This window comes from Mycolicibacterium monacense (assembly GCF_010731575.1).
GTDB lineage: Bacteria > Actinomycetota > Actinomycetes > Mycobacteriales > Mycobacteriaceae > Mycobacterium > Mycobacterium monacense.
The window spans coordinates 2,303,167-2,324,731 of the sequence record NZ_AP022617.1; the positions used below are offsets into that span (position 1 = coordinate 2,303,167).

Annotated in this window: 15 protein-coding genes; all 15 read right to left on the reverse strand. The window is 67.6% G+C overall.

Features of this window, described 5'->3' with window-relative positions; translation table 11 throughout:
• Positions 1-12: 12 nt before the first annotated feature.
• A complete protein-coding gene (locus tag G6N49_RS10960; protein WP_041925047.1) occupies positions 13-1,293 on the reverse strand; it encodes an HNH endonuclease signature motif containing protein in 1,281 nt (426 codons plus the stop codon).
• 314 nt (positions 1,294-1,607) lie between these two features.
• Entirely contained in the window at positions 1,608-2,975 is a 1,368-nt protein-coding gene (locus G6N49_RS29485) for an EspK C-terminal domain-containing protein (protein WP_235679512.1), read from the reverse strand.
• Positions 2,976-3,925: 950 nt separating this feature from the next.
• Positions 3,926-5,107, reverse strand: a complete 1,182-nt coding sequence (locus G6N49_RS10970) for an ESX-1 system-associated protein (protein WP_082947992.1) — start codon at positions 5,105-5,107, stop codon at positions 3,926-3,928.
• Positions 5,108-5,138: 31 nt separating this feature from the next.
• The gene (locus G6N49_RS10975) at positions 5,139-5,969 is read right to left on the reverse strand and encodes a hypothetical protein (RefSeq protein WP_170314012.1); all 831 of its coding nucleotides are present in this window, start codon (positions 5,967-5,969) and stop codon (positions 5,139-5,141) included.
• Positions 5,970-6,156: 187 nt separating this feature from the next.
• A complete protein-coding gene (gene pafA, locus G6N49_RS10980; protein ID WP_011559863.1) occupies positions 6,157-7,515 on the reverse strand; it encodes a Pup--protein ligase in 1,359 nt (452 codons plus the stop codon).
• A gap of 88 nt (positions 7,516-7,603) precedes the next feature.
• Positions 7,604-8,392, reverse strand: coding sequence for an IclR family transcriptional regulator (locus G6N49_RS10985; RefSeq protein WP_011855597.1), 789 nt, complete (start codon positions 8,390-8,392; stop codon positions 7,604-7,606).
• 10 nt (positions 8,393-8,402) lie between these two features.
• On the reverse strand, positions 8,403-10,226 hold the full coding sequence (locus tag G6N49_RS10990; RefSeq protein ID WP_011855596.1) for a putative nucleotidyltransferase substrate binding domain-containing protein: 1,824 nt from the start codon (positions 10,224-10,226) through the stop codon (positions 8,403-8,405).
• Positions 10,227-10,231: 5 nt separating this feature from the next.
• Positions 10,232-11,755, reverse strand: a complete 1,524-nt coding sequence (locus G6N49_RS10995) for a GMC family oxidoreductase (protein ID WP_011559860.1) — start codon at positions 11,753-11,755, stop codon at positions 10,232-10,234.
• Complete coding sequence (locus tag G6N49_RS11000) at positions 11,748-13,313, reverse strand: APC family permease (RefSeq protein WP_011855595.1); 1,566 nt, start codon at positions 13,311-13,313, stop codon at positions 11,748-11,750. Before G6N49_RS11000 ends, G6N49_RS10995 begins: the two co-directional genes overlap by 8 nt.
• 19 nt (positions 13,314-13,332) lie before the next feature.
• Positions 13,333-14,823, reverse strand: a complete 1,491-nt coding sequence (locus G6N49_RS11005) for an aldehyde dehydrogenase family protein (RefSeq protein ID WP_083045523.1) — start codon at positions 14,821-14,823, stop codon at positions 13,333-13,335.
• Between the two features lie 3 nt (positions 14,824-14,826).
• The gene (locus G6N49_RS11010; RefSeq protein WP_011855593.1) at positions 14,827-15,984 is read right to left on the reverse strand and encodes an aromatic ring-hydroxylating oxygenase subunit alpha; all 1,158 of its coding nucleotides are present in this window, start codon (positions 15,982-15,984) and stop codon (positions 14,827-14,829) included.
• On the reverse strand, positions 15,981-17,126 hold the full coding sequence (solA, locus tag G6N49_RS11015; RefSeq protein WP_083045522.1) for an N-methyl-L-tryptophan oxidase: 1,146 nt from the start codon (positions 17,124-17,126) through the stop codon (positions 15,981-15,983). Before solA ends, G6N49_RS11010 begins: the two co-directional genes overlap by 4 nt.
• A 3-nt stretch (positions 17,127-17,129) precedes the next feature.
• Complete coding sequence (locus G6N49_RS11020) at positions 17,130-19,556, reverse strand: GcvT family protein (protein ID WP_179967746.1); 2,427 nt, start codon at positions 19,554-19,556, stop codon at positions 17,130-17,132.
• Positions 19,557-19,694: 138 nt separating this feature from the next.
• On the reverse strand, positions 19,695-20,735 hold the full coding sequence (locus G6N49_RS11025) for a ferrochelatase (protein WP_083045520.1): 1,041 nt from the start codon (positions 20,733-20,735) through the stop codon (positions 19,695-19,697).
• 13 nt (positions 20,736-20,748) lie between these two features.
• Positions 20,749-21,558, reverse strand: a complete 810-nt coding sequence (gene inhA / locus G6N49_RS11030; protein ID WP_011559853.1) for an NADH-dependent enoyl-ACP reductase InhA — start codon at positions 21,556-21,558, stop codon at positions 20,749-20,751.
• Between the last annotated feature and the right edge of the window lie 7 nt (positions 21,559-21,565).

Consider the following 21,565-nt stretch of genomic DNA (forward strand, 5'->3'; position numbering starts at 1 on the left):
CCGGGCTGAGATCTAGTTGGTGGTGGGTGGTGGGGGTTGGAAGGGTGTGTACCACCACCAGTCGGCACGTTCTCCGGACGGTCCGCGGTAGGGCGCGACGGTGGGCGGGGGTTGGTTGGGTGGGCGGGCCAACGAGCCGGATTGCAGTTCCCGCCCGGTGCTGTCGGTGACGGTGAGCTGGTCGGCGGGTCCGGTGATGGTGATGACGCCGCGGTGGTGGGCCCGGTGGTGATAGGGACACAGCAGCACGAGGTTGTCCAGGTCGGTGGCTCCACCGTCTTCCCAATGCTGGATGTGGTGGGCGTGCAAACCGCGGGTCGCCCCACACCCGGGGACCGCGCAGGTGCGGTGACGGTGTTCCAGCGCGCGCCGCAGTCGGCGGCTGATCATGCGGGTGGTGCGCCCAGCGCCGAGGGGTTGGCCGGCGCGTTCGAACCACACTTCACAGGTGGCGTCACAGCCCAGGTAGCGGCGGTCGGCCTCCGAGAGCAGCGGACCCAGATGCAGGGCGGCGATGCGCTCGTCGAGGTCCAGGTGCACCACCACGGTGGTGCGCTGACCGTGCGGGCGGCGGGTCACCTCGGTATCCCAGCCGGCCTCGACCAGCGCGGCGAACGCATCAGCCAGGGCGGGCATCGGTGGGCGGCCACCGGCAGGAGTGTCGGTGGGGGTGTCGTGGTCGCGTTTCCACTGCGCGATCAACGCATCGTGATGAGACCGCAAAGCCGCGTCAAACACCGCTGCCTCGGCATGGGGCAGGGCGATACGCCAGTAGGTGTACTGCTCATCGCTGGTCTTGCGGATCGAGGCCTGCGGCACCGGCACCGGCTTGGGCTCGCCGTCGGCGTCCTTGTCGGGCTCGGGTTCGGGGCGGGGTTCGAGTCTGATGGCGGTGCGGAGCTGGGTGACCGAGGCGCTGCGGGCCAACTCCGCATAATGCTCATCAGACCCTGCGCCCGCGCCTTCGGCGATGACCCCGACCTGATCCAACGACAGCCGCCCGTCGCGCAGCGCCTGCACACAACGCGGGAACTCCGCGATCCGGTGGGCGATCGCGGCGATGGTCTTACCGTTCCGCGACGAGGATCCGGTTTTCCAGGCCATCAAATGCGCCACCGACTTCGCCCCGGTGATCCCACCCAACCCGTCGTGATCGATCTCCGCGGCGATCTCCACCAGGCGTGCATCGATGGCGTTGCGCTGACCCGCCAACTCCGCCACCTCCTCGAACAACACCTCCAGACGCTCCTTCGGCAACAGCGCCACCGCGCCGGACGAAACGTTCGAGGACATGACCCCATACAAGCACCAGGGTCCGACAACTCCGGCCATGTGCATCTGGACTGCACCAGCGCCAAGCATTCGACACGCCGCTGTCCGTCGAAATCCGAAAGGCGAGCCAGGTCAAGCCTTTCGGCGTTCGACGGGGCTAGGGGTCAAGGCGGCGGCACAAGGGCCAGTCTGGCGTACGGGTGCCGGATCCAGCCGGCACTGCAGCGGCGCCACGGCAAGCGGACGATCGGCTTGCCGGCGTCCGCACCCAGTACCCCAAGCTTCGTCAGACACCTTCGTCTCGTGCCGCTATCCGAAGCGAATGTTTGCTTCGCCTACTGCCTTATGACGATCGCGTCGTTGCTCATCACGCTCACGTGTTGCCAGTACACCCAATCGGCGATCGCGGCCCGCTGCGTGGCGGCGTCGGTCGCCGTCTGAGCCCTGTGCAGCGCGAGTTCCTGGGCGTGGTTGGCGTAGGACACCATCGCTTCGAGGTGCGCTGCGCCCCGCTCAGCTGAGGTGCTCATCAACGGCTTCATCGTCTCGAACCAGAGCATCAACGAATTGTCAGCCGGCGGCGTGGTGTCCGCGGGCGCCGGTGGCAGCAAGTCACCGAGCCTGGTGTCGTCGACCGAGGCGAGTTGACGCGCCGCACCGGGCGCGATCACCTCCAGACGGGACCGGCCGGCCATGTCACCCCGCTCCGGAATGTCGTCGGGGGTGAGGATGACCCGCGCGGCGCCCGGGTCGAATCCGTCGAACTGCTCGGCCGTCGCGACCACGGCACGCAACGGCACGTCATGATGCTGGGCCCAACCATGCAACGCGAGCATCGGGAATGTCGCCCACTTCGCGCGCTCGTCGATCGGGATCGACTCGTCGGCGCTGACCATCCTCACGCCGTCAGGCAACTTCACACCGTCGGGGATGTAGCCAATGCCGTAACTGTTGGCCACCAAAATCGTGCCGTCCTTCGTGACGCCCGTCGCCCAGAAGAAGCCGAAATCCATTGACTCGACGGCATTCAGCGCTGCCGCAACTCGACGCGCAACCTGCACCGGGTCACCGGCCGACTGCCGACGCATGGAACCAGCGATCGCATCGCGTTCAGCACGCGCCGCCGACACCGGCACCGGAGCCGGAGCACCGACCACGGAACCGGCGCTTGATGTTGGCGCTGCAACGGGAGGCGGCACGGCAGACGCAGGCACGACCGGCGCGGCGGGCGACGGTGTCGGCGGCGGACCCAACGGCATCGGCGGTGGGGGCATCGCCGGACCGCCGGCCATCGGAACACCTCCACCCGTCGCAGGAGGTGACACGGGCGCAACCGGCGCGTGAGCTGCACTGCTCGTCGTCGGGTTGGAAGGAGCGGCCGCTGCCGGCGGCGCAACATCCGTCGGGGCGACCGGCGCGGCCATGGGCGCCGACGCAGGCTGCATCGCAGGACCGATGTTCGACAGCCGGTCCGCGATCGGCGGGGACTGGATCGGCGGCTGTCCACCGGCACCCGAAGACGGACCGGACGCGCCGTTGCTTGGATCGACGCTCGGCTGATCGCCAATTGCTGACGAGCCGTCACTAATCGGACTCGCGGATGACCCGCTGTCCGAACGCCCACCGCCAAAATCGATATCAGACCCACCGGTCGAACCGGCAGTCGGCGCGCTGGCGACCGGAGATGTCCCACTGGTGGTCACGCCACCACCGCCTGCCCCGCCTAGGGGTTGTGGTCCTGCGGATGCAGGAAGAGGGACGCTCGGAGACGCTGGTCGAGTGGCTGGCGATCCGGAAGGTGGCGCATTAGGGGGCGACGGCGCCGGTGTCCATCCAGCATTGACGACATCGCCATTTCGGGGTCCCTCACGTGCGGGCGAAGGATCTGCTTGCGTGGGCGGGGCCTCGGGCGACCATCCTGCGCTTACTACTTCGCCGGTTCTCGTAGGAGCCCTTACTTCGCCGGTTCTCGTGAGCGCGGGCCCGGCAGCGTTTATTCCACCATCGGTTCGTCCAGGCGGCGACCATTCGGTGCTGATTACATCCCCTCTACGGTGCCCGAACGTCGAAATTCGATCTTCACGTTCGCTGCCCGCCTGGTTTTTCGACCCTGCATCGTCCGACTCATCGAACGGTGCCAACGGGACGCCCGGGGCGCCGCCGAGACCGACCGCCAGCTGGCTGACCGTATCGAAGTTTTCGAAATATTCACGATTGACCAAAGACTGCACGGCCGCCGTCGGGTCCTGGTCTTTTTCTGCAGCCTCCCTCAGGATTCTTTCGATGTCCGCCTGAGCTGAACGCACATTCGTCGAAATCGTCTCTTTTGCCCCGACAATTTTCGACGCCGCCTCATCGCACCAGGTGATTGCCGCACGTAATTGGTCCTCGTGTTGACGCATCGATTGTGATGACTTGTCCGCCTTTAAACTCGCTTTTCCTGCACCGGTACCAGACCATATATGGGTACCATTGAATATTGACGAACGATGGCCTTCCCAGGTCTCGTTTGCGCTTGTAAGTTCGGTCAGCTTGCCCCTTAGCGCTTCCGCCCTATCATTGAAGACCGATTCATCGGTCTCGGGCCAAGCGCCAGAACCCGTCATCTCCGCAGCATACGGGCCCGACGGTTTATCTCCCGCGGCACGCGAAATCAATTCGCAGCCTTACATGCGAAGCTTATAGTCTTCACCAAACTTGACGCTGTCTCAGCCAAATAGTTGTCGGATGGAGTGTAAGTCGGGACCGCTCCGGCGAATCCTCGACGATATTGCGCGGCCAACACGGCAAAATCCTCAATCACGGGATTACCACTGCGACGTCCCAGCTGCTCGAGTTTGTCCGCATTCTCACGCATCACCGACGCCACCGCCCGATTGATCGCCTGCTCCTGAGGTGACCAATCTGTTGCACTTAGGTTGGGGTCCACGCCGCGCCATGCAGATGTCTCTGCATCAAAATTCAGCGCTGCAGATTGCCAATCGGCGCATATGGCATTGGGCGAATCCATGAACATGGGACTCCGCCCGTTTTCCGCCGGAGCGATATCAGTCGGCGGGGCCGGATCCCCCAGGAGGGGATGTGCCGCAGCTGCCCCAGTACTTGTTATCGCGCCGCAGATGTTGCTGATCGAATTTCCTGCCTCCGTCCAAACAATTGCGAGGTTTTCATCGCTTTCTGCATAATTGGGGATGCGCTGGACGAAATAGTTTGCATAGGCGGTGAACTGCTCATAAAGTTCCCGCACCGCTCTATGAGGAGTCTGAGCGGCCAGATTCGTTGCGTCATTAGCCGCCGCAGTCATCGCCTCCCCTACAGCGGTGTATGTGCTCCGCTGTTCCGGCGTCCAGGCGGTCGCCGGGGTGGCGCGGTCTCTGTCTTCCCATCTAGTTTCTGTGAGGACGTCTCCAAACTCCCGCGCAACCTTCCCCCACGCATCACACGTCGGGTCCTCGGTGATGATGTTGACCGGTCCGGTGTCGTTGGCACTCGCGAACTCCGACGCTTGCCCATCCCCCGGCGGCGTCGGCGAATTCCCATTCGAACCATCACGCGTCACCAATATCGTCACGGTCACCGCCAACGCGACGACCAGCAACACGATCACCCCACCGAGAATCCACTTCCCTTTGCCGCCCTTCGACGGCGGCGGGCCGGGCGGCGGACCGCCCCACTGCGGTTGCTGCGGCGGCGGACCCCACGGCGGCGGACCACTGAACTGCCCCTCTCCAGCACCCGGCTGCTGACCACCCCATTGCGGCTGGCCTCCGTATTGCGGCTGCCCGCCATACGGTTGCTGACCGCCATACGGGTTGGGAGGGGGAGGCAGACTCATATGCGCACCTTCGCGTCAGGAACACTCACGGTCACAACAGAATTGACGAATCAGCGGGCCGAGTCGGCGCCGGCTTCGGTGCGGGTGGCTGCGGCTCAGGCGCGGGTCCGGTCTGCGGCGCCTCCGGAGCGGCATGGCGCGGACCCACCTCGGGCGCCCGCTCCCCCGTCGCCTCGCCGGGCGCGGCACCTTCCGGCTCCTTCTCCTCGGACGGCTCGTCCTTCTTCTCGCGCAGCTCGTCTTCGAGCTTGGCCTTCTCGTCTTTCTCGGCGCCGCCCATGTCGCCGAACTGGCTCGTCATCTGGCCGACCTGCTGCATCCCGCTCTGGACGCCCTGCATGATCCCCTGCGGAATCTGCATCGCCATCCCCGCGAGCTGCATCGGGATCTGCGCCGCCTGCTGCGCCAGCTGCATCGGCATGCCCATCATCTGGCCCATCTGGCCCATCTCCTGGCCTGCACCCGCGGCGCCGGCTGCACCGCCCCCGGCCGCACCAGTCGCTGCACCAACAGCGCCGGCCCCACCGCCGGCGGCTCCACCGGCACCGCCACCGGCCCCGGCACCGTCGAGCTCCGCCAACGCCTTCCGCACCTGGTCCGCGATCTGCTGATCGGACTGCTCGTAGAGCGCAGCGGCCCTGATGATGTTCTCGGCCGTCGCCAGCGCCTCGGCCTTGGTCTTCGGCATGCCCTCGATGAGCGGCAGTTCGATCTCCTGCGTCTTGCTCTGCAGGGCCAACGACAGCGCATCCGTACCGGACGTCACCAGTGGCTGCAGCGGCTCCGGTATCGCCTGAGCGCCGCTGACCAGACCCTTCCCCCCGTTAGCCAGCTCACCGGTGTTGACCCTCAACTCCGTCACCGCCACCCCCACTCACCCAGCGCGCGAAGCCCCGCCGTCGAACCGTCCAGCAAGTGCTTCGCCGACAAGATCAAACCCTCATCTGCCTCAGGACACGTCTCGGCCACCCGTTCACGAATCGTCCAGCAAATGTTACCTGAGCACGCCTCAACCCCACTGCACGAAATTCTGCGTCAGTGGGGCGGGACTACATGCTGGCGATGAGCCGCTTCACCCGCTCGTCGACCGAGCGGAAGGGGTCCTTGCACAGGACGGTGCGCTGCGCCTGGTCATTGAGCTTCAGATGCACCCAGTCGACGGTGAAATCACGACCGGCTTCCTGTGCGGCGCTGATGAACTCACCGCGCAGCTTCGCACGTGTGGTCTGCGGCGGGGTGTCGACGGCGGCGTCGATCTCCTCGTCGGTGGTGATCCGCGCCGCGAGCCCCTTGCGTTGCAACAGGTCGAACACCCCGCGGCCCCGCTTGATGTCGTGGTAGGCCAGATCGAGTTGGCTGATCTTCGGATCGGACAGCTCCATGTTGTAGCGGTCCTGATAGCGCTGGAACAGCTTGCGCTTGATCACCCAGTCGATCTCGGTGTCGACCTTCGCGAAATCCTGGCTCTCGACGGCGTCGAGCTGACGGCCCCACAGGTCCACGACCTGCTCGATCTGCGAATTCGGCTCCCGCGTCTGCAGATAGTCGACCGCCCGCGAGTAGTACTCGCGCTGAATGTCCAGCGCGCTGGCCTGCCGTCCACCGGCGAGGCGCACCGGGCGCCGTCCGGTCAGGTCGTGGCTGACCTCGCGAATGGCGCGGATCGGATTGTCCAGCGAGAAGTCCCGGAACGGCACGCCGGCCTCGATCATCTCGAGCACCAGCGAAGCGGTGCCCACCTTCAGCATTGTGGTGGACTCGCACATGTTCGAGTCGCCGACGATCACGTGCAGCCGGCGGTACTTCTCGGCGTCGGCGTGCGGTTCGTCGCGCGTGTTGATGATCGGCCGCGACCGGGTGGTGGCCGAGGAGACGCCCTCCCAGATGTGCTCGGCGCGCTGGCTCAGGCAGAACGTCGCCGCCTTGGGCGTCTGCAGCACCTTGCCCGCACCGCAGATCAACTGGCGGGTGACCAGGAACGGCAGCAGCACGTCTGAGATCCGGGAAAACTCGCCGGCGCGGACGATCAGGTAGTTCTCGTGGCAGCCGTAGGAGTTGCCCGCCGAGTCGGTGTTGTTCTTGAACAGGTAGATGTCGCCGCCGATGCCCTCGTCGGCCAGCCGCTGTTCGGCGTCGATGAGCAGGTCCTCGAGCACCCGCTCGCCGGCCCGGTCATGGGTGACCAACTGGATCAGGTTGTCGCATTCCGCGGTGGCGTACTCCGGGTGGGATCCGACGTCGAGATACAACCGCGCGCCGTTACGCAAAAAGACGTTCGAACTGCGGCCCCACGACACCACCCGCCGGAACAGATATCGGGCGACCTCGTCCGGACTGAGCCGGCGGTGGCCATGGAACGTGCAGGTCACGCCGAATTCGGTCTCGATCCCCATGATTCGTCGCTGCACCTCATCGAGCTTACGGGTTCGGCCCCGGCTTCGGCATGCAAGGCGGCCGATAACGCGCCGTCGGCATTGACACCGAAGCGACGGTTTGTCACACGGTGTCGGGGCCGATCCAGCCCAACCGCCGGCTGATCGCGTCCGCCGCGGCGATGGTCTGTTCGGCGACCTCGCCGAACTTTCCCTCAGCCAGCCGGTACGACGGGCCCGACACGCTGAGCGCGGCGATGACCTGGGAGTTCGCATCCCGCACCGGCGCCGCCACCGCGTTGAGACCCACCTCGAGTTCCTCGGTGACGCTGGCCCACCCGCGGTCGCGCACTTCGGCCAGCTCCGCGAGCAGCTGCCCCACCGTGGCGATGGTGGCCGGTGTGAACGACACCAGCGGGTCGGTCAGTCGCGTCCGCACCTCGGCGGGGTCGAGCCCGGCGAGCAGCACCTTGCCGCTCGAGGTGGCGTGCGCTGGGCAACTCTGCCCGACCCAGGTCCGCAGCGTGATCTCACCGGGGCCGATGGATTCGACGATGTTGACGATGCGGTTCTCGTCGAGGATGGCCACGTTCGTCGTCTCGCCCAGGTCGTCGGTCAGGCCGTCGCACACGTCCTGGCTGAGCCGGCCCAGGTCGAGGTGGCCGCTGCTGGCGCGCGCCAACCGGGCGATCGCGAAGCCGAGCCGGTATTTCCCCCGCCCCGACACCTGCTCGACGTAGCCGCGGGACTCCAGCACCGCGATCAGCCGCGAGACCGTGGATTTGTGCACATCGAGCGCCGCGGCGATCTCGGTGACGCCGGCCTGACCTGCTTTGGCGAGGATCTCCAGGACGACGAGCGCGCGGTCGACGGACTGCACCGCGGCGGCCGGCCTGTCGTCATCCCTGGGCATCGGCGCCAGCCTAAACGGGCGGGATGCCGGTTTGGCGCACCCGCCGCTGTACGGCGGCGATCTCGCGCAGGCCTTCGTTGAGCAGACTGCGGTTGAGCGGCGACAGTTCCGACATCGTGACGACGTCGCCGGGGGTCTGCCCGGCGCTGAGTTGTTCGACCTGATGGGTCATGCGCAGGCGCTGCAGCATGAGGAAGACGTCGCACAGGGTGGTGGCGTCCTGGGTGCTGATGGCCCTGGTCTGCGCGGCCGCCGTCAGCCGCGCCGGGGTGGTGGCGGTCGTCAGCCCAGCCGTGAGACCTCCCCACCTGGCCAGGTTGACGATCGGGGTGACGGCGTGGCTCTTCAGGTCGAAGGTGCCGCCGCGGCGGGCCAGCACGTCGCGCAGCGACCGGGTGCGCACGCGCCCCGACACCGCGTCGAGCAGTTGCAGCCGCAGCGCTTCGGGGTACTCCCGCAGCCGGCGGTACGCCGTCGGCACGGTGTGCAGCGCCCGGTCACCCCAGACCACCCGGGCGTCGATCATCAGTGACGACATGATCAGACCGCGGTCGCGCAGGGGATCGTCGAGCCAGCCCTGCGCCGCGCTCAGCCATTGTGACGCCGGCCGGGAGAATCCGGGTTTGGTGGCCACGGCGCCGTTGGTGTCCGACGGCAGCCCGCAACCGTCGAGTATCCCGTGGGTGCGGGCCGCCACCGCCCGCAGTTTCTCTGCATCACAGGAGGATTCGTCGCGCCACGACAGGGCGCTGTCCACGTCGGAGGACGGCATCGCCTCCCGCCGCGCCACACTGCCCAGCGTGAGCCACGCGAAACCGTCGACGCCACCGCCGGATTCGGCCAGCGCGATCTCGAGCGCGCGGCGCACCAGACTGTCGACGACGACGGAGAGGATCGCACTGGCCGCCGACGCCTTGGTCCCGTTGCGGAACAGGTCACCGGCGATGCGCCGTACCTGCTGCCCGACGCGCTGCAACTCACGGGCATCGACGGCCGAACCGATCGCCCTGCGCAGCAGGAACCCCTGTCGCGCCGAGGCCGCGAGCAGGTCGGCGTCCTCGAGCACACCGACGACGTCACCGCGCCCGGTCAGCACCGGCATGTGCCGCACACCGCTTTCGAGCATCTCCATCAGCACCGTCTCTGCGGTCAGGTCGGCGGTGACGGTGCGGGCGGGGGCGCTCATCACCCGGTTGATCTCCACGTCGACCGGCAGTCCCGCGGCCACGACGCGGGTCCGCAGATCCCGGTCGGTGAAGATGCCGAACCCGCCGTCAGGCAACCGGATCAGCGCGTAGGACACGCGGTGGCGGGTCATCTGGGTGACGGCCTCGCGCACAGTGGTGTGCGGGTCGACGGTCAGCACCTCGCCGGCGACCATCTCACCGACCGCCTGACCGGCCGAAGGGCCGGGCGGCCGTGCTGCGGTGGTCGCATTCCAGGCCGACGACGCCAGGAACGCCAACCCGGCCGGGCTGGCGAGCTGGGACCGCACCAGTGCGGCGGGGAGGCGAATCAGCCTGCTCGGCAATGCGGTCCGGGCCTGGAACTGCATACCGCCGCCGATGAGCATCGGGGTGTATCCGAAGATGCCGCCCGGATCGACGGTGTCGATCACCGCACCGTCTGTGCTGGCGTGCAGCGTGACCTGACCGTCGAACACCATCCAGACGTCGTCGGGGACACGGCCTGCGTAGTCGGCCACCACGGCACCCGGCGGGAACTCCTCGACGCGGGCGCCGTCGGCCAGCCGGTCGAGGTCCTCCTCGGGCATCGACTGAAAGGGCGTGTGCTCGCCGAGGAACGCCCGGACGTCGGTGTCTGACGAGCCCACGGAGGTCACGACTCTCGGATCAGGTCAGCACATTTCTCCGCCATCGTCATGACGGTGATGTTCGGGTTGACCGCGGGCAGTTTCGGCATCGCGGAGGCGTCGACCACCCGCAGCCGCGACACCCCCTTGACGCGCAGCTGCGGATCGAGGACCGCCATCGGATCGGAGAGCGCGCCCATCCGCGCGGTCGCCGCGGGGTGGTAGACGGTGTTGTGGCACTGGTGGATGTAGTCGAGCAGTTCGTCATCGGTGGTGGCGTCGGGGCCCGGCGCCAGTTCGCGCTGCACCCACGGCGCCAGCGGGGCCTGTTCGGCGATCGAGCGGGCCAGCTTCACGCCGGTCAGCATGATCCGTTCGTCGTATCCGTCGGGGTCGGTGAAATACCTGGGGTCCACGCGGGCGCGGTCGCGGAAGTCGCGGCTACGCAGTCGCACCGTGCCCCGGCTGCGTCCCTGGGTGACGTTGGGGGTCAGGCAGAATCCGTTGTCGGTGGTCGGGTAGCCGCGGCGCAGCGTGTTCATGTCGAACGGCACGCTGCCGTAGTGCATCATCAGGTCCGGTTGCGTGACCCCCTCGTCGAGGGTGGTGAACAGGCCGATCTCCCACCACTGCGTGGAGGTGGTCACCATCGGCTTGGCGGCCTCCCAGAACACCAGGCCCTCGACGTGGTCGTCGAGGTTCGCGCCGACGCCGGGGCTGTCGACGCGCACCGGGATGCCCATCTCGCGCAGGTGGGCGGTGGGCCCGATCCCCGAGAGCATCAACAGCTTCGGGGTGTCGATGGCGCCGGCGCAGACGATCACCTCGCGTCGCGCCGAGACGGTGTCGTACCCGGTCAGATCGGGACGTTGGTAGCGCACCCCGGTCGCGGCATTCGACTCGTCGAACAGGATCTCGGCGATCCAGCAGTCGGTGCGTACCTCGAGGTTGCGCCGGGTGTCGAGGATCGGGTGCAGGAACGCGTGTGAGGTGGAGTTGCGGATACCGTCCTCACCGGCGTTGATCTGGAACCAGCCCGCGCCGTTGCGGACCGTCTCGCCCCGGTTGAACGCGACGGTGGGCATCCCGACCAACGCGGCCGCCTCGAGCACCGCGCTGCCGCAGGGATCGTGCGGCGGGACGTCACGCAACTGGACGGTCTTGGTCAATCGTTCGGTGAGCGGGAGGATCTCGGCGGCACTCCAGCCGTCGGCGCCCATGGTCACCCACTCGTCGAGCGCCTCGGCCGGCGGCCAGAACGCGATGCACGAGTTGTGCGACGAACAGCCGCCGAGGACCCGCGCGCGGGCGTGCCGCATGAACGAGTTGCCCCGCTCCTGCGGTTCCACCGGATAGTCCCAGTCGTAACCCGAGTCGAGCAGGTGCATCCAGTCGGCGAGCACCAGGATCTTGTCGTCGCCGACGTCGGTGGGCCCCGCCTCGATCAGGCACACCGTGACGTCGGGATCCTCCGACAAGCGCGCCGCCAGCACGCAGCCCGCCGTTCCGCCCCCGGCGATGACGTAATCGAAGGTGCCGGTGTCACCCATCGAGGACGGCCTCGTCTTTCGTTGTCGCCGCGTGGGATTCGAGACAGCCGATGTGGTGACGACCCTTGACGCCATACCAGAGCAGCCCGGCGCCGAGGATCACGCCGATGTAGACGAACGCGCCCCACGTGTTGTACCAGGGCTCCCCGTACACGGCCGCGCGCGGCCACGCCAGGTTGAGCGCCATCCCGATCCCCCACACGACGGCGAAGATGTTCACCGGCAGACCCCAGCGGCCCATCGTGAAGTAGCCGCCCTCCTTGAGGTCTTTCGGCGGCCACTGCCCCTGCAGCCGCTTCTTGAGCAGCGGTCCGGTGACCATCAGGTAGGCCAGGTAGATCATGATGATCGCGATCGACGTCAGCACCGTGAAGATCTTCGGCTGACCGATGTTGATGACGAGGATGAACACAGCGATGATGCCGATGGTCACCGCGGGCACGATCGGCGTCTGGGTCTTGGGGTTGACCGTCGCCAGCTTCTCGCCGAAGGGCAGCGCGTTGTCGCGGGCCATTGCGAAGGTCAACCGGATCGCGGCGGTGTGCACCGCCAGGGTGCAGACGGTGACGGCGATGACGATGCAGACCAGGAACACCTTGCCGAGCGGCCCCCACATCACCTGCTCGACGATGTACTGCAGGCCGCCGGAGCTCTCCCCGAGCGCGGGATCCTGCAGGTTCGGCGCGGCCATCACCGCGAAGACCAGGATGGCGCCGCCGATCACGAACGAGGCGAGGATGGCTCGGGCGATAGCCTTGGGTGCGGTGCGGCGGGGTTCGACGGTCTCCTCCCCCAACGACGAGGCGGTGTCGAAGCCGTACATCACGTACCCGGATGCCAGCGACGCGACCAGGAACGCGCCGAGGTAGCCCATGCTCTCGTCGGCGCCGTATCCGTTGGTGGAGAAGAAGATGTCGGGGGCGTTCTGGATGTTGATGGCGAGCAGGAACGCGATCAGCACGGCCGCGATCAGTTCGATGAACACCCCGGAGCTGTTGATCAGCGACATCAGCCGCACCCCGAGCGCGTTGACCAGTGTGGTGAACGCGATCAGGATCGTGCCGAGCAGCACGGCGTTGGCGGCGTAGTCGTATTCACCGGATCCGTCGCCGATGATCTGGAACCCGCTCCACAGTCGCGGCAGGTTGAGTTGATAGGCCAGCGCCACCGCGGAGATCGTCACGATGGAGGCGGTGAGCATCAGCCACCCCGACGTCCAGCCGACCAGCCGGCTCGCCAGCTTCTTGCTCCAGTTGTAGACCGAACCTGCGACGGGGTATTTCGCCGCAAGTTCCATGAAGCACAACGCCACCGACATCTGCCCGACGAACACGATCGGCCAGGACCACAGGTAGGCCGGGCCGGCGGTGCCGAATCCGAAGTAGAACAGTTGGAACGTACCGGTGAGGATCGAGATGTAGCTGACCCCTGCGGCGAAGCTGGCGAATTTGCCGATGCTGCGGTCCAGCGACTCCCGGTAGCCGAAGTCGTCCAGGCCGCTGTCGGCCGACACATTCCCCCTCGCTCCGCTCGCGCCGGAAGGCTCTTTGATGACCATGGTGGTGTCCTTTCTGCGGTCAGCCCTTGAACCAACCGGCCTTTTGCGGCGCGACGTTGTGCCAGATGTGTTTGGTCTCTTGGTATTCAGCGAGCCCGGCGGGCCCGAGTTCGCGCCCGTTGCCCGACTTGCCGTAACCGCCCCATTCCGCTGCGGCGGTGTAGTAGCCGAAGTCGTTGAGCCACACCGTGCCGTGCCGCAAGGCCCGCACCACACGTTCGCCCCGCGCCGTGTCCGAAGTCCGTACACCGGCCGCGAGACCGTACTGCGTGTCGTTGCCGAGGCGGATCGCCTCGGACTCGTCGGTGAACCGCTCCACCGTGAGGATCGGACCGAAGGTCTCCTCGGTGACGATCCGCATCGACCGGTCGCACCGGTCGAAGATCGTGGGCAGGTAGTAGCTGCCCTTGGCCAGCGCCGGGTCGCTCGGCCGCGAACCGCCGCACACCAGCCGGGCGCCCTCTGAGATGCCCAGCGCCACATAGGATTCAACCTTGGCGCGGTGCTGCTCGGAGACCAGCGGCCCGGTCTCGCCGGCGGGGTCCATCCCGTCGCCGACGCGGATCTTGGCCGCCCGCGCGGCGAGGTCGGCGACGAAGTCGTCGGCGATGGATTCCTCGACGATGAGCCGGGTGCCGGCCGAGCACACCTGACCGGAGTGCAGGAACACCCCGGTGAGCACGTGGTCGACGGCGCTGTCCCAGCCGTCGCCCGTGCCGATGTCGGCGAAGACGATGTGGGGGTTCTTGCCGCCGAGTTCGAGCGCCACCTTGGTGACGTGTCTGGCCGCGACCTCGGCGATGGCGCGGCCGGTGGACACACCCCCGGTGAACGAGATGAAGTCGACGTCGGGGGTGTCGGTCAGGGCGCTGCCGAGGGTGGCGCCGCTGCCCTGCACGAGGTTGACCACGCCGGCAGGAACGCCGGCCTCCTCGAGCAGCCGGGTGAACGCGATGGTGCTCAGCGGGGTGACCTCGCTGGGTTTCATCACCATGGTGCATCCGGCCGCCAACGCGGGGGCGACCTTCCACGACATCTGCAGCAGCGGGTAGTTCCACGGCGCGATGAGGACGCACACCCCGATGGGTTCGTGCACCACGCGGCTGACCACCGTCGGATCGCCGACGTCGACGACCCGGTCGGACTGCACGGCGATCAACCGTGCGTAGTATCGGAACACCGATGTGACGTCGTCGATGTCGATGCGGCTCTCCGGCAACGTCTTCCCGGTGTCGCGCGTCTCCAGCAGCGCGAGATCCTCCTTGTCGCGGACGAGGAGGTCGGCGATCCGGTCGAGCAGCGCCGCGCGTTCGGCGACCGGGGTGGCGGGCCAGGCGCCGTCGTCGAAGGCCTGACGCGCCGCGGCCACGGCCGCGCGGGCGTCGTCCGGGCTGGCCTCGTCGACCGTGGCGGCCACGCTGCCGTCGGCCGGGTTGACGATCTCGCGGGTGCCGCCGTCACCGGCACGACGCCATGAACCCCCGATGTAGAGGTCCGGTCCACCGTCCATGGGTCAGCCCCTTGCGCAACCGTCCGACATGCCGAGACGGGACACTACCCACTGATGGAACTCCGCGAGGTGATGTTCGGCGGGTACGAGCACGCCGCCGTGTCGGTACGCCCGCGACGACATGGCCGGCTGCGTGCGTTCGCAGGCCTCGAAATCCTGTTGGTTCACCCGGTGGAACAGTTCGACCGACCGGGTCACGTCGTGCCCGGCGGCCACGACGTCCGGGGCGTAGAGCCAGTCGCATTCGACGACGGTGCGGTCTGCGGCCAGCGGGTACATGCGGTGCAAGATGATGTGGTCGGGGACGAGGTTGACGAACACCGACGGCCGCACGGTGATCGCGAAGTACCGTCGGTCCTGTTCGTCGGACAGACCGGGCAGCGTGCCGAAGCCAGGTGAGCCGTCGACGGTGAATCCGGTGATGTCGGAACCGAATTCGGCGCCGTGGCCGACGAAGGACTGAGCGGCCATGCCGCGTGCGAATTCCGGCAGCACGTCGACGAGTTCGGGATGGATGGACGAGCAGTGGTAGCACTCCATGAAGTTCTCGACGATGAGTTTCCAGTTCGCGGCGACGTCGTAGACGATGCGGTGGCCCAGTTTCAGTCCCTCGACGCCGTAGCGGTCGATGGCCGCCGCGTCGCCGAGGCGCAACGTCACCTCCCCCACGACCGTCTCCTCGAACGACGGCGGCACGTCGGCAAGGCACACCCACACGTAGCCGAGCCATTCGGTGAGCGCCACGGGCACCAGCCCGTACCGGTAGCGGTCGATGGCCGCGCCGGTGTTGTCGGTGAGCGCCACGATGTTCGGTGCGGCGACGAGCTTGCCGTCCAGCGCGTACGTCCACGCGTGGTAGGGGCAGCGCAGCGTGCGCCGCACCTGCCCCTCGGATTCGGTGCACAGTTGCGCACCCCGGTGCCTGCAGACGTTGAGGAACGCGCGCAGCAACCCGTCGCGGGCCCGCACCACCAGCACGCTCTCCCGGCCGATCTGCACCTTCTTGAACTGTCCCGGCTGGGCCAGGTCGGCGGCGCGCACGGCGCAGATCCAGGAGTTCTCGAAGATCTCGGCCTGCTCGGCGGCGAATACCGCGGCGCTGGTGTAGAACTCACCACCGAGGGTCGCGAGCAGCGTCGCGGACTGTTCGGTCGCCGTCATGCGTGCACCAGGCGGCGAGGATCGAACAGTCCGATGGGGTGGTCGGTGGCGCCGGTCGTGGCGAGATCGGCGAGGATCTCCCCGACCACCGGCACGAACTTGAACCCGTGCCCCGAGAACCCGCACGCGACGGTCACATTGAAGCTGTCGGGGTGGCGGGCGATCACGAAATGCTGGTCGGGTGTGTTCGAGTACATGCACGTCGCGGAGTGCACACACGGCCCGTCCAGGGCGGGCAGCAGCCGCGCCGCCTCGTCACGCATCTCGCGGGTCTCCCGCTCGTGCACCACACGGTCGATGGTGTCCGGGGTGCATTCGACACCCTTGCGGAAGAACGCGACCTTCACCCCGCCGTGCGGTCCGTCGATCGCCGGGAAGCCGTAGATCTGTTCGGCGCGTTCGTTCTCGGCGATGAAGATGGGGTGCTCCACGAACGGCTCGTTGCCGCCGACCGGGTCCAGCCAGTACAGCACCTGGCGTTCGACGGTGATGGGGATACCGAACTCGGCGAGCAGCTGCGGTGCCCACGCGCCGGGGCAGATCACCAGTTGGCCCGCCGAGTAGGTCCCCGTGGCAGTGGTCACCCGGACGCCGTCGGCGGTGGCCGTCCAGCCGGTGACCTCCTCGCCGAAGCGCAGTGTGGCCCCGGCGTGTTCGGCGAGGTCGAGGTGCGCCTGCACCGTCATCTCGGGGCGGGCGAACCCGGCCTTGGCCTCGTAGAGCGCGATATCACCCTCGCGTGGGGTGAAGTTCGGGTACCGGCGGCGGAACTCGTCGGCGTCGAGTACCTCGTGATCCAGACCCCACTGCCGGCTGGCGCGCAGACTCCCGGCGACGGTGAGGCAGTCGGGTGGACCGATGAACAGTCCTCCGGTCATCCGGTACACCTCGCGGGCGGAGTCGGTGGCGAGCCGGTCCCAGAGGTCGTACGCGCGCAGCAGCAGCGGGACGTAGGCGGGGTCCTCGAAGTAGGACTGCCGGATGATGCGGGATCCGCCGTGGCTGGACCCCTTGTCGTGGGCGGGGGTGAACTTCTCCAGTCCGAGCACGCGCTGACCGCGGGAGGCGAGGTGGTAGGCGGCGGCGCTGCCCATACCACCGAGGCCGATGACGATGACGTCTGCATGTGACGAGTGGGCCATGGGCTATCTCCGGATTCGCAGCATGTCAGGGTCGAGGACCGGTTCAGCGTGGACGGTGGTGCGGTGGCGGGTGCCGCGGTAGTCGACGGTGACCGGGTCACCGGTGTCCGCACCGGCGGGCAGCCAGGCGTAGGCGATGGTGCGCCCGACCGTCGGGGAGTACCCGGCGCTGGTCACGTAGCCGACGCAGTCACCGGCCGCGTACACCGGCTCCTTGCCGAGCACCACGGCGGCGGGATCGTCGAACACGATGCTGCGCAACGTCTTCTGTGGTGGTGGTGCCTGTTCGAGTGCGGCGCGGCCGACGAAGTCGCCCTTGTCCATGCGCACCGCGAAGTCGAGGCCGGCCTCGGCGGGGCGGTGTTCGGTCGTCATATCGGTTCCCCAACTGCGGTAACCCTTCTCGATGCGCAGGCTGTTGAACGCGACCCGGCCGGCCGCGATGACCCCGTGGTCGCGTCCGGCCTCGAACAGCAGATCCCACAGCGCACCGCCGTAGTCCGCGCTCGTGTAGATCTCCCAGCCGAGTTCCCCGACGTAGGAGACGCGCATCATCGTCACCGGAAGGGCACCCAGATAGGTGCGCAGAGCGCGGAAGTACCGAAAGGCGTTGTGGGACAGGTCGTCCTTGCACAGCGGTTGGACCATGTCGCGGGCCAGCGGACCCCACACGCCGATGCAGCAGGTGCCGCCGGTGATGTCGCGCAGCACCACGTCGTCGGGTCGGTGGCGGTCGAGCCAGTCGAAGTCACGTGGCGAGTTGGCGCCGACCTGAAACGTTGTGGGGCCCAGCCGCGCCACGGTCAGATCGCTGCGGATGCCGCCCGCTTCGTCGAGCATCAGCGTGTAGGTGACCGACCCGACGCTCTTGTCGATGTTGTTGGTGGTCATCCTCTGCAGGAACGCCGCCGCGCCCGGACCGGCGACCTCGTAACGGGTCAGCGGCGTCATGTCGTACATCGCCACCCGCTCCCGGGTGACGTGCGCCTCGGCGACCGAGATGGGTGACCAGTGGCGCGCGGACCACTCGTCGCGCTCGGGGATGTCGAGATCCGCGGTGAGGCCTGCGTTGGCCTCGAACCACGCCGGCCGCTCCCAGCCCCCGCCTTCGTAGAAGTGCGCGCCGAGTTCGCGGTGTCGTGCGTGGAACGGGCTGGTGCGCAAACCGCGCAGTGCGGAACGGAATTGGTAGGGGTGGATGACGTCGTACACCTCGACGAACGCCTGCGAGCTGGTCTGCATGACGAATGCGGGGCTGCGGGCCACGTCCTCGAAGCGGTACAGGTCGCATTCGCTGACATCGACCGCCGGGGTGCCGTCGAGAATCCACTCCGCGGTCGCCTTCGCCACACCCGCGGAATGCGTGACCCATACCGCCTCGGCCACCCAGAACCCGGCCAGATCGCGGTGTTCCCCCATGATCGAGAAACCGTCCGGGGTGAAGGAGAAGATCCCGTTGAACGCCTCTTCAACCTTCGAATCTGCCAGTGCGGGAAGCAGTTCGGTCGCCGCGCTCCAGGCCGGAGCGAAGTCGTCATCGGTGAACGGCAGCATCGAGGGCATCGCCTCGCCCGCGGTGTCGGCCATGAGCGTGGACATGTCGACCGGCATGGGGCGGTGGCAGTAGGACCCGATGCCGATGCGGTCCCCGTGCTCCCGGAAGTAGAGGTCGGCATCCTGGTGGCGCAGGATCGGCAGGCCGGCTTCGGCGCGCTCGGTGTTGCGCCCGACCAGGGGCGCGATCTGACCGGTCCGGGCGTACTGGTGGGCCATGGGTACCAGCGGCAGCACCAGGTCGACCTGTCGTGCCAGTTCGGCGCCCCAGAAACCGGCCGCGCACACGACGACGTCGGCATCGATCACACCGTCGGAGGTCCGCACACCGGCCACCCGCCCCGCCTTCTCGACGACGCCGAGCACCTCGGTGTGCGGCAGGAAGGCGGCGCCGCGCGCAATCGCCCGGCGGGCCTGCGCTTCAGCGGCGCGGACGGCCTTGGCCAAACCGTCTGTGGGCGTGTGGAATCCGCCGAGGATGCGGTCGCGGTCGACCAGCGGGTGCAACGCCGCGCATTCGTCGGCCGACAGCAGCCGTCCCTCGATCCCCCACGCCTGCGCCCACCCCGACTTGCGGTGCAGATCGGCCCAGCGTTCCGGGGTGGCCGCGACTTCCAGTCCGCCGACCTGGTTGAACGCCCAGCCGTCGGGATGGTCGAGTGTGCAGAACTTCTCGACGGTGTAGCGGGCGAAGGCGGTCATGGTCTTCGACGGGTTGGTCTGGAACACCAGACCCGGCGCATGCGAGGTGGACCCGCCCGTGGCGAACAGGGGTCCGCGGTCGACGACGGTGACGTCGGTGGCGCCGCGCGCGGTCAATTCGTCGGCCAGTGACGTGCCGACGATCCCGGCACCGATCACGACGATTTTGGGCATGGGCGGACCGCTCTCACTCAACGAAGGAGTTGTTGCGTTCTTTGCAACACGATGTTTATGACGCAACAGCGATCATTCACCGATGCAGCGACGGGCGCAAGACGAACACACTGAGAGTTTGAGACGGCGAGGGAATGCTCAGCCGGTGATGCGGGCGACGCAGCGCGGTGAATCCGCGCAGGTGGTGCCGTCGACGCTGTATCCGCACCCCGGTGCGGGGTCGACACCAGCGACGCGCAGGGGGTCGCGGTCGCCGCGGAGTTCGTCGACGAGGTCGAGGGCGAGGCGGGCGTAACGCCGGTCGGCGTTGGGCGTCCTGGCCCGGGCCATCGCGATGCCCAGGTCGGCGGCCTGTTCGCGCACCTCGCTGTCGAGATCCCAGACCACCTCGATGTGGTCGGCGACGAAACCGATCGGACAGATGATGACGGCTTTCGTACCGCGCTCGGCGAGGGCGGCCACGTGGTCGCCGATGTCGGGTTCGAGCCACGGGATACGCGGCGGACCCGACCGCGACTGCCACACCTGGTCGAATTCGGAGTATCCGGCCGCGGCGGCCACCAGCCGGGTCGCGTAGGCCACCTGGCGGCTGTAGAGGTTGGGGCCGTGTCGGTCGTCGGCGGCGACCGGGATGGAGTGGGCGGTGAACACCAGCCTGGCCTCATCGCGCAGGTCGGCCGGAAGTGATTGCGCCGCAACGCCGATCGACTCGGCGAACATCTCCACGAGCAGCGGGTGGTCGAAGTAGTGGCGCAACTTCACCAGCTGGGGCGCACCGTCACCGGCGGCCGCGCGACCCCTGGCGATGTCCTCGTTGTACTGCGTGCAACTGGAGTATCCGCCCCACGCCGATGTGGCGAACACCGCCGCGCGCCGCACCCCGTCGTCGCGCATCGCGGTCACCGCGTCCTCGACGTAGGGATCCCAGTTGCGGTTGCCGAAGTACACCGGCAGCGTCTCGCCGCGGGCGCCCAGTTCGGCCTCGATCTCCGCGATCAACGCCCGGTTGATGCCGTTGATCGGGGAGACGCCGCCGAAGTGCAGGTAGTGTTCGGCCACGCTGGCCAGCCGTTCCCGCGGGATCCCGCGGCCCCGGGTGACGTTCTCCAGAAAAGGCATCACCTGGTCGGGGCCCTCGGGTCCACCGAAGGACAGCACCAGCAGCGCGTCAAAAAGCACAGCACTCCATGTGTCAGAGCAACTGGGTGTGCGCGCCGCCGTCGGCGTACACGACGGTGCCGGTGGTGGCCGGCAGCCAGTCCGACAGCAGGGCACACACGGTCTTGGCCACCGGTGTCGGATCCTTCATGTTCCAGCCGATCGGCGCCCGCTGGTCCCAACCCTCCTCGAGCAGCTTCATCTGCTCACCGGCCTCGGCGCCGAGCGCACCGCCGACGATGGCGCTCATGGCCAGCGTCCGGATCGGTCCCGCGGCAACGAGATTGGAGCGCACCCCGTACGGGCCGGCCTCACGGGCGACGAAGCGGTTGACCGACTCCAGCGCGCTCTTGGCCACCGTCATCCAGTTGTAGGCGGGCATGGCGCGGGTGGGGTCGAAATCCATCCCGACGATGCCGCCGCCGCGGTTCATGATCGGCAGCGTGGCCTTGGCCAGCGACGCATACGAGTAGGCCGAGATGTGGATGCCCTTGGCCACGTCCTCGTACGGCGCATCGAAGAACGGGTTGATGCCCATCCCGGTCTGCGGCATGAAGCCGATGGAGTGCACCACGCCGTCGAGCTTGTTGCCCTCACCGATCTCGGCGGTGACGCGGTCGGCCAACGTGTCGAGGTGCTCCTGGTTCTGCACGTCGAGTTCCAGCAGCGGCGCCGGGTTCGGGAGCCGGTCACAGATCCGCCGGATCAGTTTCATCCGGTCGAAGCCGGTCAGCACCAGTTCCGCACCCGCCTCCTGGGCGACCTTGGCGATGTAGAACGCGATGGACGAGTCGGTGATGATCCCGGTGACGAGGATGCGCTTACCCTCGAGAAACCCTGTCATGTGAAAG

Bases quoted from the DNA above. Each gene is read 5' to 3' on its own strand.
- G6N49_RS11010 (WP_011855593.1), bottom strand. From the start codon at position 15,984: ATGACGGCGACCGAACAGTCCGCGACGCTGCTCGCGACCCTCGGTGGT.
- G6N49_RS11020 (WP_179967746.1), bottom strand. From the start codon at position 19,556: ATGCCCAAAATCGTCGTGATCGGTGCCGGGATCGTCGGCACGTCACTG.
- inhA (WP_011559853.1), bottom strand. From the start codon at position 21,558: ATGACAGGGTTTCTCGAGGGTAAGCGCATCCTCGTCACCGGGATCATC.
- G6N49_RS10960 (WP_041925047.1), bottom strand. From the start codon at position 1,293: ATGTCCTCGAACGTTTCGTCCGGCGCGGTGGCGCTGTTGCCGAAGGAG.
- solA (WP_083045522.1), bottom strand. From the start codon at position 17,126: ATGGCCCACTCGTCACATGCAGACGTCATCGTCATCGGCCTCGGTGGT.
- G6N49_RS10970 (WP_082947992.1), bottom strand. From the start codon at position 5,107: ATGAGTCTGCCTCCCCCTCCCAACCCGTATGGCGGTCAGCAACCGTAT.
- G6N49_RS10995 (WP_011559860.1), bottom strand. From the start codon at position 11,755: ATGGGTGACACCGGCACCTTCGATTACGTCATCGCCGGGGGCGGAACG.
- G6N49_RS11000 (WP_011855595.1), bottom strand. From the start codon at position 13,313: ATGGTCATCAAAGAGCCTTCCGGCGCGAGCGGAGCGAGGGGGAATGTG.
- G6N49_RS11005 (WP_083045523.1), bottom strand. From the start codon at position 14,823: ATGGACGGTGGACCGGACCTCTACATCGGGGGTTCATGGCGTCGTGCC.
- G6N49_RS10985 (WP_011855597.1), bottom strand. From the start codon at position 8,392: ATGCCCAGGGATGACGACAGGCCGGCCGCCGCGGTGCAGTCCGTCGAC.